This is a genomic window from Holdemanella sp. DFI.5.55, from assembly GCF_020593575.1.
GTDB classification, from domain to species: domain Bacteria; phylum Bacillota_I; class Bacilli_A; order Erysipelotrichales; family Erysipelotrichaceae; genus Holdemanella; species Holdemanella hominis.
This window is the reverse complement of record NZ_JAJDMK010000056.1, coordinates 1-16135: the sequence shown is the minus strand read 5'-3', so window position 1 is coordinate 16135 and position 16135 is coordinate 1. Positions and strand designations below refer to the sequence as shown.

Genomic DNA, 16135 nt, shown 5'->3' with positions numbered 1-16135 from the left:
AGAGTCTGGCTGATACACCCTTCATAGCTTTTATAATATTTGGAATGTAATGCTGTGGCGTACAATTGATAAGCATATGGATATGATCCTCATCCATATTCATTTCAAGGATTTGAAAACCATTATCCTTTGAAATCTGAGTCAGCAGCTCTTTTAATCTTGTTGAAACCTTTCCATTCAAGATATTACGACGATACTTTACACACCATACAATATGATACTGTATTGAATAGACATAGCCTCTACCTTTAACAACTTCCATGTGTTTTTACCTTATCTATATTATAACATACGTATATATTCAAATCACTATATTTATCATTTATTTTTAAATTATTTATCTAACATCTGCACATCTAATTCATCTCATAACTAAAGTCACGAGTGTTCTTAGATTGCTTTATAAATTGCCAAAGGGCTTTACTTTCTTGAATGCGTAAAACTTCTACAATAACTTTAGAGACAATCCCTGTAAATATCACAAATATTGAAAAAATAACAAGTGCATTGAATAATTCGTGTCCTGTAAATGGAGATCCATTTTTAACTGAACTAATAATCAAGCCTGGAATCCCGATTTTTAACAAGATATTTGATGCATATACATTTACTTCATCATTAAAGATGTTCTTTTTAGCTCCCACAAAACCAACAATCATAATCAATAATAAAATAGTCATTTGTGTAATAATGGTTGTGATATTCATAATAATCCTCTTCCCTTAAATTAAAAGGACAACAAAGAGTTGTCCTACTTTAGTAACGATAATAAACCTCGGTTTGTTGATTGTCAATTTGGATTGACCATTGTTAGTTGTACCTTTTGTTTCTCCTGGTCAATATTGTATACCCATACCGTAACAATATCTCCTACAGAAACAACATCACTTGGATGTTTTACTCGTTTTGTACTCATCTTTGAAACGTGAACTAAACCATCTTCGTGTAGTCCAATATCTACGAAGGCACCAAAGTCAACCACATTACGAACTGTACCTTCTAGCTTATCATTAATATGTAAGTCTTCGATTTCCAATACATCTTTTCTTAGTAATGGCGCATCATATTTATCTCGATAATCTCTAAGTGGCATACAAATCGCATCTAAGATATCCTTCAATGTATAACTATCTAAGCCTGTGTCTTGCATCAATTGTTTTGTATCACAATTAGAAATCACGTCTTTTGCCTTTTGTGTTCCCAAATTAGAAGTATCCAGGCCTAATTCTTTCAACAATACTTTCGTTGCCTTATACGATTCAGGGTGAATGCTTGTACGATCCAACGGTTCTTTTCCATCTTCAATACGCAAGAATCCAGCTGCTTGTTCAAAGGCTTTTGGACCAATCTTAGGGATCTTTTTAATTTGTGTACGCGATTCAATTTTTCCATTCTCTTCACGATATGACACAATACTTGATGCGCTCGCATTATTTAATCCCGCAACATTTTTAAGTAAAGAAACACTGGCTGTATTGATATTTACGCCCACGCGGTTAACAGCTTTTTCAACTACGAAATCCAAACGTTCTTTTAATCTTGAGGTTGGCAAATCATGTTGATATTGACCAACACCAATCGATTGAGGGTCAATCTTGATTAGTTCTGAAAGTGGATCCATCAATCTTCGCGCAATAGAAATGGCACTTCTTTGCTCAACATGTAAGTCTGGGAATTCTTCAATAGCTAATTTAGAAGCACTATATACGCTAGCACCTGCTTCAGAAACAATGGTATAAGATACTGGTAAATTAAATTTTTTGATTGTATTCGCAACGAAAGCTTCACTTTCTCGACTTGCCGTACCATTGCCAATCGCAATTAAATTCACATGATATTCATTACATAATTGAACTAATTTTTGTTCAGACTCTCTTACTTTCGCATTTGGCTGATGTGGATAAATCACATCGACAGTTAATTTCTTACCCGATGCATCAATAACAGCCAATTTACATCCGGTTCTAAAGGCAGGATCAAAGCCTAGAATCACTTTATCTTTCATGGGTGGTTGAAGTAAAAGTTTTTCTAAGTTCATAGAGAATACATCAATACTTGATTCATGTGCCTTTTCACTTAAAGCTGAACGAACCATTCTTTCAATGGAAGGATAGGCAAGTCTTTTTAAGCCATCTAAAATGGCAGCACGAACATACTCACTTGTACCACTGTTAGTAAAGCGAATAAATCTTCGACATACCCAATTTTCGATATATTCTTCGTTAAAGGAAATCGAAACATTTAATACTTTTTCTTTTTCACCACGATCAATAGCCATAACACGATGCGGTGCTAATGTATTCACTCTTTCTGAATAGTCATAATACATCTTATAGACTTTATGATCATCTTCATGATCTTTCTTTTCGCTTGCAACAATACGACCAAAATTTGTCATTGAATCCAATATTTTATTGCGCACATCCACATCATCACTCACTTTTTCGGCAATGATATCGCATGCACCTTGAATAGCAGCTTCACGATCTTTTACGTTTTCATTAATGTAGGCATCTAATTCTGTTTCTTTAAAATAACGAGGAAAAGACATAAAAGTATCGGCTAGTGGCTGTAGACCATTGGCAATCGCAACACTTGCACGCGTCTTTTTCTTTTGTTTGTAAGGACGATAAATATCTTCTACCTGTGATAATTTTGTACATGCGTTGACATTCTTTATAATTTCATCATCCAATTTCCCTAATGTTTCAATACGAGCTAAGACTTCTTCCTTACGCTTAGCTAAATTCACTTGATACGCATAATTTTCTTGAATGACACGAATTTGTTCTTCGTCCAAACCTTTTGTACGCTCTTTACGATAACGTGCAATAAAAGGAACTGTAGCTCCTTCTTCTAATAATTCCAATGTATTCTTAACTTGCGAAATTGAAATATTCAATTCTTTCGCAATTAAGGAAATTATATTTTCATCCATAGTAAAACCTCATTTCAACCCTATTATTATACCAAAAATTAAAAATCTTCGTCTTACTACATGTGAATATTTTTTACATAATTTGGTTGTCAACAAGATAAATGTCGTTATTTCAATATTTAATTTCACATAAAACGACATTATTTCAATATTTTTAGCAATGATGTTTGAAGTCTCATCGTTTGATTGGAAACTTTAAAGGTTTATGGAGTCGCAGAATTAATGATAAAGATAGATTAATATATAAAATTGATGAAGAAGCTATATATATAATTAGTTGCAGGCAACATTATACTGACCACTAAAGAAGTGAATTTTCACTTCTTTTTTCTTGACCACTTAGTCTTATATTTTAACCACATACTTTTCATGACTATACTTTTAATATTCCTTGTGGAATAATAAAGCCATGAAAGTAAGAATTGAGATTGATGATTCATTAAACGAAGATGAAATTGTCATACGTACAAAAGAATATACTGAGGAATTGAAACAATTGATTTCAAATTTTAAATCAAAGCCGAGTATACAATTCTTTAAACAAGATACGGAGTATTATCTAGATTTAGATGCGATCTTATTCTTTGAGAGTGATAATGGAACAGTCTATGCGCATACTGTCAGCGATATGTTTTCTACAACACAGAAGTTGTATGAATTAGAAAATATATTGCCGAATTCCTTTTTAAGGATCTCTAAATCTACAATTGTGAATATACAGAGAATTTACTCTCTGTCTCATTCCGTATCGAGTCATCTCATTACTTTTCAAAATAGTCATAAACAAGTCTATGTATCAAGAATGTACTACAAAGTATTAAAAGAAAGAAGGAATCATTTATGAAAAGAAATTGGTTTTGGGGCATAATTTGTATTCTAGGTGCCATATTAATTTTTGGAAACTTATTTGGTTTTCTACCATTTACATTCAGTCTATGGAAAATCATTGGAACTCTAATCTGTCTATCTGTTATTATCGATGGAATCAAAGAAAGAAGCTTCTACAGTCCACTATTTGGAATTGCGATTATTTTCTATTTATTCAGAGAAGATTTAGGTTTTGAAGAAATTTCTTTATGGCTTCTATTATTAGCTACTTGGCTATTAGCTTGGGGATTAACTAGTATTTTCCATCCTGAAAAAAGCCATATTAAAGTCAACAAACAAATTGAAATCAATTTTGGTGATGACGATACAGAAGATGTAGAATATTCAACAAATTCTATCATCAATATTACTTCTAGTTTTGGTGAAAAAGTTCAATATATTCAAACCAATGATTTACAATATGTGACCATTGACTCTAAATTTTCAGGATTGAAACTCTATTTTGATCAGGCTACCATTCAAAATCAAGCTACGATTGAAATCGATGGAAATTTTACAGGTATTGAACTCTATGTACCTAAAGAATGGAGTGTACAAAGTCATGTTCGTGCCTTCTTTGGTGGAGTTGATGAAAAAGGACAGCCATCATCTAGTGGCTATCCTACATTAAATATCACAGGGCGTATTCATTTTGGTGGAGTTGAAATCCATTATATCTAAGAAAGACAATTAACGTCTTTCTTTTTTATATTCTGTATCATTTTTTGCGAGAAGATACAAACAATATTGATTCATACTAATGCCTTCTTCTTTGGCATGCATGGATAAGAATCTATGAATCCTTTTGGGTATTCTTAATTTAAGTTGTCCTGAATACGATTGTAGATCACTAGGAAGCGAAATCTCTTTCCCATCTTCCTAAATTCCATGTTTCTTTTGCGTCTTTGGCAAGTTCTAATAAGTCATCTAATGAATCTGAACATGTCATACATCCAGGTTTTACAAATGAGCAACGACTCGAACCACCTTTAGGTTGTTTGATCTCATATCCATATTCTTTCATTACTTTAACTATATCTTCAAAATGAATATCATGATCCAATTTAACAACTTATCCCAAGAAGATATCTTTTCACCTGGTATTTGGTGTCAATCATATTTTTAATGATCTCTACCTTAGATGTATATGAAAAAGATATTAAAAGTCAAAAAAAGAAGTCATTTAGACTTCTAATTTAACTCATTTTCTTTTGAACCGCACGCATTGCACTGAGCCACAATGGAATCAATACAAGTGTAGCTGCAACCCATGCTGCTTGATCGGCCCATGTGATTGCATTATATTTGAAAATAGGAACAAAGCATAATGCCACAATGCAGCGTGCAATCATTTCTACAAAGCCTGCAAGCATAGCTCGAGCAGAATAGCCAAGGCCTTGAACGGACATTCTTGTTGTGATCAAAATCCCTAGTACAGGATAGAAATAGCCCATTCTTCTTAAATATAACGCACTCGCATCTAACACTTGTGATTCATTGGCGCTCACAAACATCATGCTTAAAATTCTTCCAAAGAAAACCATTACGACACAGGCGAATGCACCATATAAAATACTCACCATTACACCTTTATGATATCCATCATGGATTCGTTCTAACTTGCAAGCTCCATAGTTTTGGGAAAGGAATGTAGAAACAGCTGCACCTAATGCATCAAATGGACACATCATCAACGATTTAATGCGCATACCTGCCGTAAAACCAGAAACATAAATGGTTCCCAAAGCATTGTTAGCCGACTGCATGACCATAGAACCTATGGCTGTAATCGAAAACTGTAAACCCATAGGAACGCCCATGGCAAGTAGTTTTAGAGAATGTTGCTTATCCACATAACGACTTGATTTAGGTATATGTAAAACATTGACCTTAAACGCAATTAATAAGAAACAAAAAATGCCACTTACGGCTTGCGCAAAAATGGTTGCGATGGCAGCTCCTGCACATCCCCATTTCAAAACAAGAATGCAGAAAAAATCAAGGCCAATATTTAAAACAGCGGAAAAAGCTAAAAAGAAAAAGGGTGTTTTTGAATCTCCAATAGCTCTTAATATAGCCGATAAATAATTATAGAGTAATGTAAATGGTATCCCTGCAAATATGACAACTAAATAGGCATAGGCATCTTTAAAGATTTCATCATTGACTTGTAAAATGTGAAGAATGTCTGCACAAAATACAACGACTAAGATGGATACCACAAAAGCTGTAATGGCTGTCCATGCAGCTCCTGCATAAATATAAGTATGCATTTCATCGAGTCTTTTTGCGCCGAAACTTTGCGAAACCATAATCGAAAAGCCTTGGCATATTCCCATACAAAATCCTAGAATCAAAAACTGCACACTACTGCTTGCGCCTACGGCTGCCAATGCATAAGACCCTAGTGTTTGCCCAACAATAGCCGCATCAACAACGTTATAAAATTGTTGAAATAAATTTCCTAATAATAATGGAATACTAAAATTCAAAATGAGTTTTAAAGTATTCCCCTCAATCATACTCTTTTGCATATTCCCTTTTTTAAACCTCATCAAAAAAGAAGTCATTTTATTGACTTCTTACCAAGCTAATACTTCAATTCCTTTTTCTGTAACTAGAATTGTGTTTTCCCATTGTGCCGATAACTTTCCATCTTTTGTGTAAGATGTCCATCCATTATCTTTATCAATGTATAAATCACGCGTTCCTTGATTGATCATAGGCTCAATAGTGAAGACCATACCTGGTGCAATAACCATACCTGTATTACGAATTCCTACATGATGTACATATGGATCTTCATGGAAAGCATTACCAACACCGTGTCCACAAAAATCAACAACAACACTGTAACCATTTTTGTGTGCATGTTCTTGAATAGCAGCACCAATATCTCCAATGTATCCCCAAGGACGTACGGCTTCTTTACCAATTTCTAAGCATTCTTTAGTCACTTCAACTAAGCGTTTTGCCTCTTCACTTACATGACCAATACAGAACATTCTAGATGCATCCGCAAAGTGTTTATGTACAATGGTAGTACAGTCTACATTTATAATATCGCCATCTTTTAATACGACTTTTTCGCTTGGAATACCATGACAAATTTCATTATTAATAGATGTGCAAACACTCTTAGGGAACCCTTCATAACCTAGACATGCAGGAATCCCACCATGACTTGTTGTATAATCATATACTAATTTATCAATATCTTCTGTCGTCATACCTGCACAGATTTTTTCTCCAACTAAATCAAGAACTGCATTATTGATTTTAGCCGCTTTCTTGATCCATTTAATATCTTCTTCCGACTTGATTAAATTATGACTAGGAACAATTTTTCCTTGTAGTTTTAATACATTAATTGTATTGTCCCATTCTTCATGACAATGTTTATATTTTTTACCAGAACCACACCAACATGGACTATTCTTACCAATCATCTTGATCCTTCTTTCTATATATTCGTTAGACACAACTTATTATACACGAAAACAAGAAAAAAAGCTTCCGATTGATTCAGAAGCTTCTAAATGCATTATTCACCAAAATAACGTTTTAATAATCCAGCAAATGCCTTACCATGACGAGCTTCATCACGAGCCATTTCGTGTACTGTATCATGAATTGCATCTAAGTTTGCCTTTTTAGCACGAGTAGCTAAATCAACTTTACCTGCAGTCGCACCATTTTCAGCTTCTACACGCATTTCAAGATTTCTCTTAGTTGAATCTGTAACAACTTCGCCTAATAATTCAGCAAATTTTGCAGCATGTTCTGCTTCTTCCCAAGCTGCCTTTTCATAATACAATCCAACTTCTGGATATCCTTCTCTGTGAGCAACTCTAGCCATTGCCAAGTACATACCTACTTCTGAGCATTCACCTTCGAAGTTAGCACGTAAATCGTTTTTAATGTCTTCATCAACATCTTTTGCGACTCCTACCACGTGTTCAGCAGCCCAAGTCATTTCGTCTTCTACTGGAACAAATTTTTCTTTTGGTTGTTTACAAGTTGGACATTTCCAATCTGCAGGAAGATCCGCGAATTTTACGCCTTCTTTTTCCTCGTCATAAATGTGTCCACAAATTAAGCATCTATATTTCATAAATAATCCTCCTCTTGAAATATACTATTTCCTTTTATGTATATAATATCGCATATTCATTTCAATATTTCAAATGTATTGCTCATCAATTTTTAAATTATAATTCAATCGTCAACATACGATCTTTTCCTGACATATCTTTATGTACAGTAATCGTTGCAGATTCAAAATATTCACGAGCTAGATTCGATAAAGATTCACCTTGATCCCATCCCATTTCAAAGGCAAGGAAGGCTTTTTCATTCAATACTAAATGTGCTTTTTCAAATACATCACGATAGAATTTTAATCCGTCTTCTCCACCAAATAGAGCTACGTGTGGTTCATAGTCCACAACGCTTTGTTCCATCTTCTCTTCACTTGGAATATATGGTGGATTGCAAACTAGAATATCACAATGTAAATCGCGATCTACAAATGGATCTAACATACTTCCACAAATAAAGTTTACATGGGCATCCAACTTTTCATTATTCTTTTGTGCAACCACTAAAGCTTCTTTTGAAATATCCGATGCGATCACATCCATTCTAGGTTCTTCTAGATTTAAAGTGATACCAATTGCACCTGATCCTGTTGCCACATCAAATACATTGACATGATCTTTATCGGCAAAATAATCATCAAACTTAGATAATACAAGTCCTACAAGTTCTTCTGTTTCAGGTCTAGGAATTAAAACATCTTCATTCACAATAAAGTCATAGCCATAGAAACATTCATACCCTAATACATAGCCTAATGGTTCTCCATTTTCCATTAAATGAATTCCTTCTAAATAATCCGTTTGAATTTGTTCATCCGCCTCTTCATCCATAGAAATATATAGATTTACATTTTTTTGACGACATAACTCTACCATGAAAAGTTGAGCTGCCTGTTCACCTTGACCAGCCTTATAAAGACGTTCTTTACCTTCATTGATCAATGAATGATATGTACTCATTATTCTTTTTCTCCAGCAATTTTTGCCTGTTGATCTGCAAGCTGTAATGCAGCCATTAAATCATCTAAACGACCATCCATAATACGGTCTAACTGATTGACTGTATATCCAATACGGTGATCTGTCACACGGTTTTGAGGATAGTTATATGTACGGATCTTTTCTGCACGATCTCCAGTACCAATCTTTGTACGACGTTCTTTGTCGTTCTTTTGATCCAATTCACGTTGTCTTTCTTCATATACACGAGCACGAATTGTCATTAAGGCTGTTGCACGGTTTTCATGTTGACTACGACCATCCTGACACTTAACTACAATACCTGTTGGTTTGTGAACGATACGTACAGCTGAATCGGTTTTATTAACGTGCTGTCCTCCAGCTCCACTTGAACGCATTGTTTCAATTTCCAAGTCGTTCATATCAATATCAAAGTCTTCTGCCTCTACTTCTGGCATACACAATACTGTTGCAGTAGAAGTATGAATACGACCTTGTGATTCTGTCTTTGGCACACGTTGCACACGGTGAGAACCAGATTCAAATTTTAAAGTTCCATAAGCCCCTTCTCCATTGACTTTAAATGAAACCAATGAGAATCCTCCAGCTTCACTATCTTCCATTTCAATGACTTCTGTTCTCCAACCTTTTGCCTCTGCATATTTTGAATACATTCTAAATAAGTCTCCGGCAAAGATATTTCCTTCGTCTCCACCAGCTGCTCCACGAATTTCTAAAATCGCATTATGAGAATCGTTAGGATCTTTTGGTACTAAAAGCAATTCTAAACGGTCTAAATAATTTTGGATTTTTGGTTCTAATTCTTCCAATTCCATTTGTGCCATTTCACGAATTTCTTTATCTTCCTCTTTTGAAAGAACTTTTGCCTCTTCTAATTCATCAACTGCTTTTTTATATTCTTCGTATGTTTCTACAATAGGTGTCAACTCATTTTGTTCACGCCCCAATTTTGCCATTGTCTTACGATCTGATACAACATCACTTTGCATCATCAAATCATTGATTTCACAATAACGCTCAGCCATTTTTTCTAAACGCTCATCCATTTTTGCCATAAATATACATCCTTTCTCTATAATTTTTATATCTTGAGTGTTTTACCACTTAAAAAACGCTTTATTTTAGCGATATACCCCATCTATTTTAATATAAAGAACAAGTATTGTCGATGGAAATTGTCCTATTACGCAATTTTTGAAGATAAGAGTATAATATGAGTATGAAACAGAAAAGAAAAGTTAAAAAAATACCAGTTGTGTTTATTCTTACTTTACTCATTTTCGTATTTATAGTTATTCCCTTCACCATTTTAAAAATCACTGAAGACGGACAATACTACGTAGAAGATTTAAATACAAGTGAAGTACAAGCTTCCTATAAGCATTACATCTTCGCATCTTTTAAGATGGATACAATCGATTCTAAGTATGCGTGCATAAAAGATGAAAACGGAAAAATTTTACGACTTCAATCTGGCATTGTTAATTTAAAGACGAAAGACATAACTGAAAATACAGAATACACAACAGATACAGGTGAAACTGGATATGTGAATGGAAGTTATGGTGCAGATGCTCAATATTTAGGAACCAGCTTTAACGGAAAGAAGGTTCACTTTAAAATAAGCGGCATACAAGCATGGGCAGACATCAACAATGTTGAATTGTACTTATATGACGATTCTTATACTTTATCCACATATTATGTTTATAACGGTTCCCTCATTCATACGATTTCTACAGATCTTGTTCAAGGAAATGCGAATTCTATTGCGATTGGTCCTGCCCCAAAATTTTTAAAAGAAGGTACTGCCTATTATTCATATGATGGTCACTATTTTTATACGAGCTATAAAAACTTAGTTGATGATAAAAAGGTCAATAAAAATCCATACTATAACTATTATCAATATGTTCCACACAGAACCACGTCGTATTTGAATCATGCGGTTTATAATACGTATGTCAACGATGAATCCGCACTCTATAATCAAGCCGATGTATTTTTTAATATACAAGCTAAATACACAATCAACGCATCTATGATGTATGCGCTTGCCCTAAATGAGAGTGGTCTAGGACTTAGTCAGTATGCGCTTGAATATCATAATTTATTCGGTCATGCAGCCATTGATGAAAATCCAGATAACGCAAATCAATACAAATCAATAGCAGATTGTGTAAAACAACATGCCTACAATTTCTTGCAGCAAGGTTATCTAAATCCTGAAGATTCAAGATATTACGGTTCGTGGTTTGGGGATAAGGCAAGTGGCATCAACGTGAACTATGCTTCTGATCCGTACTGGGGAGAAAAAGCGGCTAGTTTCTATTATCAATTGGATGAAGATGGTATTGACCAAAAAAAGAATCCAATCAAAATAATACAACTATCTAAGGACTTAAAGGTATATGCACCAAACAAAAAAGATGTTATTTATACTCATAAAAAAGGAAGTATTGTATCGATTCATATATTAAAAGATAAGTATGGGTACTATAAAATATCAAGTGAAGCACCTGTTAAAGATAATCATTTGAATATAAATGCTAAATATAAGAATAGCTATGCATATATCAAGAAATCGGATTTCAAATAAAAGAAACCATTCTAGTGTTGGCGTCTAGAATGGTTCCTTTTTGTTTATTATTATTTTTTTTAGGAGAGAGATATGAATATTGGTTTATTTCTATATTCATTGCCTTATCTTTAAGGCACTCATAGAATATCATCCCATGTTGTCATAAATTTAGTATAACTTTGGTAAATCTTGTGAAATCAAAATGAATTATGTGAAATTTTTAAAATATACATCTTTTCTAAAATTTCCTTTTTTTTCGTATTAGAGAGAGAAGAAAGGAGGAGTCATCTTGAATTCGATGGATATTGAGTCTAAGAAGTTTTTAGGACAACCCAAAAACTTTGTCTCGATCTTCAATGCACTTTTATTTGATGGACAACCAGTGTTGAAGCCTGAATATCTTAAGGATGAAAACAGTGAACTTGTCATGAATGTTTCTAGTAAGCATGTGGATATCATCAAACAGTATGAGGATGGTACATATTTGGATTTGTTCGTGATTGAAAGCCAAAGCTATATCGATCAATCCATGGTCGCAAGAGTCATGGAATATGAAAGTGTTGCTCGTATGCGTTATATTCGTCAATGCTTTAAGAAGCATGTACCTATGCATACAAGACTACCAATGATTTTAACAGTCGTCTTATATGTAGGTGAATCCAAGTGGAATGCTGCTAAAAGATTGAGCTAAACACAAATCACAAGTATAGTACAGGTGAAAAGGCAACACAGGAATTTTTTGATCTATAGAAAGCAGATTTTAAAAGAAGACCTAGATCGAGAGTTTAATCGTGATGCATTGTGTTTTGCGTATGTAGCGACAAAGAACTAAAAGTTATTGAGTATCTACCAGAAAAGCGAGAAAGGAGATGTAAAAGTGTGCAGAGCATTCTATGAAATGTTTGAAGAATCAACAAACAGAGGAATCCAGATGGGTATCAAGCAAGGCATTGAACAAGGTATTGAGCGTGGTGTAAAAAATACACAAATCAAAATAGCAATTAAAATGCTTGTAAGAAATAATCAAACACTTGAAGAAATCTCTGAGATTGTTGGACTGGACTTAAATGCATTAAGAGAACTAAAAAAGAGTATTTGATGGAATGGATGTGCGATCACATCCATTCTTTTGTTTTAAAATTCTTAAAAACTTGCTAAAATATTCCCTGTATGAAAAAAAATCAGAGTGTTGACCTGCTGAATGGTCCTATTTTTAAATCATTAAGTTTATTAGCAATCCCAATCATGGCAACGTATTTTATTCAGATGGCCTATAACCTGGTTGATATGTTGTGGATTGGTTTTTTAGGTTCTGGCGCCGTTGCCAGTATTGGTGTATCTGGAAATTTCATGTATTTGGCTAACGGCCTTGTGAACATGCCTAAGATTGGATCACAAGCCTTGGTTGGACAAAGTCTTGGAGCTAATAATCAAGAACAAACAAAAAATTATATTCAGGCAGCTTTTCAAAGTTCCTTATTTTTTGCCCTTATATATGGAATTATTATTATTGTTTTTCAAAAGTATTTAATTCAATTATTTAATTTATCAGATCCTGCTATTATTCAAGATGCTCAGAATTATTTATGGATTACATGTGGCTTTATTGTATTCTCTTTTGTGAATCAGATTTTTACCGGAATCCTTACGGCTGCCGGTCATTCAAAAAGCACTTTTATAGCCACAACAACCGGTCTAGTATTAAATTTAATTTTAGACCCTGTACTCATCTTCGTATTCAATCTTAGAGTCATCGGTGCGGCTCTCGCAACAATTCTTGCTCAAATCATTGTTACTTTGGTCTTTTTATATAACGCAAAAAATCTTGATCTATTTAGAAATATCCGTATCTTGTCAAAACCAGAATTGAATCATATTTCTGAAATATTAAAAATAGGATTTCCATCCTCTGTGCAAAGCATGTTATTTACATGTATTTCTATGTACATTGCACGCCTAATCTCAAGTTTTGGAGCTATCAGTGTTGCCGTACAAAAAGTAGGCTCGCAAATTGAATCTATCTCATGGATGGCAGCTGATGGATTCAGCGCATCCATCAATGCGTTCACTTCGCAAAATTATGGTGCAAAAAACTATGATCGTGTAAAACAAGGTTATAAAACTGGCATGCTAGTGGTTGGATTATGGGGATTATTAACAACAGCCGTTTTAATTTTCCTTCCTGGACCGATATTCTCATGTTTCATCCATGAAACAAATATCCTTCCTTATGGAATTGACTATCTAATTATACTTGGATATTCCCAACTATTTATGTGCATAGAAATAGCTACACAAGGTGCTTTTAATGGACTTGGTAAAACTCTGCCACCTAGTATTGTATCCATTATATTCACATCTGCGAGAATTCCTATGGCCATTCTGCTATCTCACTATTTAGGAGTAAATGGAGTATGGTGGGCCATTTCAATTTCAAGCATTATTAAAGGAACTATTTTAGTAATCTGGTTTATATTATATTCAAAAAGGAGGCTGATCTCATGAAAAATCATTCACTAACGCAAGGAAGCATCGCAAAAGGACTCCTTTTCTTTGTGATTCCACTTTTCTTTTCTAATCTATTTCAACAACTCTACAATACAATCGATACATTATTAGTTGGTCATTTCTTAGGCGACAATGCTCTAGCCGCAATGGGTGCTACTGCCGCTATCTTTGAATTGATTGTTCAGTTTTCCAACGGATGTGGAACAGGATTTAGTATTGTTACAGCAAGATATTATGGTTCTAAAAATGAAAATGAACTAAAGAAAAGCGTTGCAGCATCTCTAATTTTAGGATTGATCATCTCCATTGTGATCACAATCGTTTCCTATGTTTCGATGCCATATCTATTAACAATTCTAAAGACTCCCAAAAGTATTTATCACGATTCATTAAACTACATTCGATGCATATCTGCCTTTTTAATCATCACCATGTTCTACAATTTAGGTGCCGGTATGTTACGAGCTATTGGCGATAGCCTAAGACCATTGATTGTACTTTTCTGCTCATCTATTATAAATATTGCGCTTGATATTGTATGTATCACAATACTCGATATGGGTGTATTTGGCGCAGCTGTAGCTACTGTTATTGCCCAAGTCATTTCAACTATAATTTGTTTCTTTTTAATTTTGCGAAAAGCTAAAATTTTGATACCTAGAAAAGAACATTTCCAAATTAAATCTTATATGATCAATGATTTGTTGGGACAAGGCTTTTCGATGGGGTTTATGTTTTCAATCGTATCCATTGGAACCATCATTCTTCAATCTGGAATCAACAGTCTAGGCACTCAAATCATTACAGCCCATACGGCTGCTCGAAAATTAATCTCGTTATTTTGTCTGCCTCTTTCTACATTGGCAGCCTCAATGGCAACGTTTGTCTCTCAAAACAAGGGAGCTCAAAATTATGAGCGAATTATAAAAGGGGTTCGTCTTTCAAACATCTGCGGTATTATATATCCCATCTTTTTAAGTATACTTATTTATTTTACAGCTGAAAATCTAGTCCACCTTTTATCTGGATCCAACACGCATGCCGTACTACAAAATGGCGCCATGTATCTAAAAATCAATATTCCATTTTTCATAGTATTGAGTATACTATTGAATTTAAGAAATGCGATTCAAGGCTTTGGATATAAAATAACACCTTTATTCTCTAGTATAATTGAACTCATTGGAAAAATTGTCTTTACATTATTTTTAGTTCCTACATTTAAATATTTAGGTGTATGCTTTTGCGAACCCATTATTTGGTGTTTAATGGCAAGCCAATTAATCTATTCATATCAAAAAATCATAAAACCATTTAAAGCGCAGAATTATTAACTCTGCGCTTTGTTTTGTATTATGCTTGTACAAATTGTTTTAAATAATCTACGTCTAAAATTAAAATCTTCTGATAGACCATCGAGATTACATTTTGCTCACGTAACCCTCTTAAAATACGATTTACACTATTTCTAGTAGAAATACCGCAGAATCCTGCAATATCATCGTTTGTCACTTGGAAATCAATTAAAATACCCTTTTTTACTTTTCTTCCGAATATAGGAATCAATTGATAGATAAAAGCACACACTGCTCCATTTTTACCATTCATAGTCATAAGTTGTTGTCTAAAAATAGCTTCCGTTAATTTAGTACGATAATATGAATTCACATACTCTTTTAACTCTGGATCTTGATTTACAAAATCCCAGAATAACACTCTTGGAATACGATAAAAAGTAGCCGTTTCACTCTCAATACGAACGTTAAATGGAGCTGATGTATATTGACTTACTTCATCTTTTAATAATGAAATAATATCTGGTCCTTTAATATAAGAAATATTAAATTCTCTTCCATCACGCAAAATTATACTAGTCTTAACAATACCTTCTTTTAACACGTACGTATCTTGTTGTTCTAAACCATAATACGTTAAATATGTGTGTCTTTTTTTTGTGATTGTAGGTACTTCTTTTTCTTCAAGAAATTTCACCAAATAATTGCTGACCATAAGTTACCCTTTCTCTTTCAGTTAACTCAGTATAACATACTCCACAAAAATTATAGGTAACATATGTTATTATCAATGATCTTCAAATTTTAAATAAAAATTAGATAATAAAAATCAAGCCTAATTCATAAAATTTTGTGTCTTTCCATG

19 protein-coding genes are annotated in these 16135 nt (G+C 33.8%); 8 read left to right on the top strand and 11 right to left on the bottom strand.

Annotation, left to right across the window (positions count from 1 at the left end; genetic code table 11):
- The 3 genes from tnpA to LJE08_RS10185 form a co-directional block, all read right to left on the bottom strand.
- The coding region (tnpA, locus tag LJE08_RS10195; RefSeq protein ID WP_227403120.1) for an IS200/IS605 family transposase at positions 1-262 on the bottom strand (262 nt) is incomplete at its 3' end.
- A gap of 94 nt (positions 263-356) precedes the next feature.
- Complete coding sequence (locus LJE08_RS10190) at positions 357-707, bottom strand: hypothetical protein (RefSeq protein ID WP_227403119.1); 351 nt, start codon at positions 705-707, stop codon at positions 357-359.
- Between the two features lie 83 nt (positions 708-790).
- Complete coding sequence (locus tag LJE08_RS10185; RefSeq protein WP_227403118.1) at positions 791-2938, bottom strand: Tex family protein; 2148 nt, start codon at positions 2936-2938, stop codon at positions 791-793.
- A 167-nt stretch (positions 2939-3105) separates the two neighbouring features.
- Between LJE08_RS10185 and LJE08_RS10180 the strand changes: the two genes are divergently transcribed.
- From LJE08_RS10180 to LJE08_RS10170, 3 genes are all read left to right on the top strand, one after another.
- Positions 3106-3243 (top strand): type II toxin-antitoxin system YoeB family toxin, encoded by a 138-nt coding sequence (locus LJE08_RS10180; RefSeq protein WP_227403117.1) that lies wholly within the window; start codon positions 3106-3108, stop codon positions 3241-3243.
- A gap of 104 nt (positions 3244-3347) precedes the next feature.
- Complete coding sequence (locus tag LJE08_RS10175; RefSeq protein WP_227403116.1) at positions 3348-3782, top strand: LytTR family DNA-binding domain-containing protein; 435 nt, start codon at positions 3348-3350, stop codon at positions 3780-3782.
- On the top strand, positions 3779-4486 hold the full coding sequence (locus LJE08_RS10170; RefSeq protein WP_227403115.1) for a cell wall-active antibiotics response protein: 708 nt from the start codon (positions 3779-3781) through the stop codon (positions 4484-4486). Before LJE08_RS10175 ends, LJE08_RS10170 begins: the two co-directional genes overlap by 4 nt.
- 9 nt (positions 4487-4495) lie before the next feature.
- Here LJE08_RS10170 and LJE08_RS15330 read toward each other — a convergent pair whose 3' ends face one another.
- From LJE08_RS15330 to prfA, 7 genes are all read right to left on the bottom strand, one after another.
- Positions 4496-4606 carry a toxin-antitoxin system HicB family antitoxin gene (locus LJE08_RS15330; RefSeq protein ID WP_368735831.1) on the bottom strand — a complete coding sequence of 37 codons (111 nt, stop codon included), beginning with the start codon at positions 4604-4606 and terminating at the stop codon, positions 4496-4498.
- 49 nt (positions 4607-4655) lie between these two features.
- Positions 4656-4868 (bottom strand): type II toxin-antitoxin system HicB family antitoxin, encoded by a 213-nt coding sequence (locus LJE08_RS10160; RefSeq protein WP_227403114.1) that lies wholly within the window; start codon positions 4866-4868, stop codon positions 4656-4658.
- Between the two features lie 133 nt (positions 4869-5001).
- Complete coding sequence (locus LJE08_RS10155; protein WP_227403113.1) at positions 5002-6339, bottom strand: MATE family efflux transporter; 1338 nt, start codon at positions 6337-6339, stop codon at positions 5002-5004.
- Between the two features lie 48 nt (positions 6340-6387).
- A complete protein-coding gene (locus tag LJE08_RS10150; protein WP_117926505.1) occupies positions 6388-7254 on the bottom strand; it encodes a methionyl aminopeptidase in 867 nt (288 codons plus the stop codon).
- 95 nt (positions 7255-7349) lie between these two features.
- The gene (locus LJE08_RS10145) at positions 7350-7919 is read right to left on the bottom strand and encodes a ferritin family protein (RefSeq protein WP_003866202.1); all 570 of its coding nucleotides are present in this window, start codon (positions 7917-7919) and stop codon (positions 7350-7352) included.
- Positions 7920-8016: 97 nt separating this feature from the next.
- The gene (gene prmC, locus LJE08_RS10140; RefSeq protein ID WP_186999490.1) at positions 8017-8865 is read right to left on the bottom strand and encodes a peptide chain release factor N(5)-glutamine methyltransferase; all 849 of its coding nucleotides are present in this window, start codon (positions 8863-8865) and stop codon (positions 8017-8019) included.
- Entirely contained in the window at positions 8865-9941 is a 1077-nt protein-coding gene (gene prfA, locus LJE08_RS10135) for a peptide chain release factor 1 (RefSeq protein ID WP_117926507.1), read from the bottom strand. The genes prmC and prfA overlap by 1 nt, the downstream gene beginning before the upstream one ends.
- A gap of 164 nt (positions 9942-10105) precedes the next feature.
- Between prfA and LJE08_RS10130 the strand changes: the two genes are divergently transcribed.
- The 5 genes from LJE08_RS10130 to LJE08_RS10110 all read left to right on the top strand — a co-directional run bounded on the left by LJE08_RS10130 (position 10106) and on the right by LJE08_RS10110 (position 15309).
- Entirely contained in the window at positions 10106-11485 is a 1380-nt protein-coding gene (locus LJE08_RS10130) for a glucosaminidase domain-containing protein (RefSeq protein ID WP_227403112.1), read from the top strand.
- Between the two features lie 280 nt (positions 11486-11765).
- On the top strand, positions 11766-12158 hold the full coding sequence (locus LJE08_RS10125) for an Rpn family recombination-promoting nuclease/putative transposase (protein ID WP_227403121.1): 393 nt from the start codon (positions 11766-11768) through the stop codon (positions 12156-12158).
- Positions 12159-12344: 186 nt separating this feature from the next.
- Entirely contained in the window at positions 12345-12566 is a 222-nt protein-coding gene (locus tag LJE08_RS10120; RefSeq protein ID WP_147346806.1) for a hypothetical protein, read from the top strand.
- A 71-nt stretch (positions 12567-12637) separates the two neighbouring features.
- On the top strand, positions 12638-13972 hold the full coding sequence (locus LJE08_RS10115) for an MATE family efflux transporter (protein ID WP_227403111.1): 1335 nt from the start codon (positions 12638-12640) through the stop codon (positions 13970-13972).
- On the top strand, positions 13969-15309 hold the full coding sequence (locus tag LJE08_RS10110) for an MATE family efflux transporter (RefSeq protein WP_227403110.1): 1341 nt from the start codon (positions 13969-13971) through the stop codon (positions 15307-15309). The genes LJE08_RS10115 and LJE08_RS10110 overlap by 4 nt, the downstream gene beginning before the upstream one ends.
- Positions 15310-15328: 19 nt before the next feature.
- Here LJE08_RS10110 and LJE08_RS10105 read toward each other — a convergent pair whose 3' ends face one another.
- Positions 15329-15967 (bottom strand): Crp/Fnr family transcriptional regulator, encoded by a 639-nt coding sequence (locus LJE08_RS10105; protein ID WP_227403109.1) that lies wholly within the window; start codon positions 15965-15967, stop codon positions 15329-15331.
- Between the last annotated feature and the right edge of the window lie 168 nt (positions 15968-16135).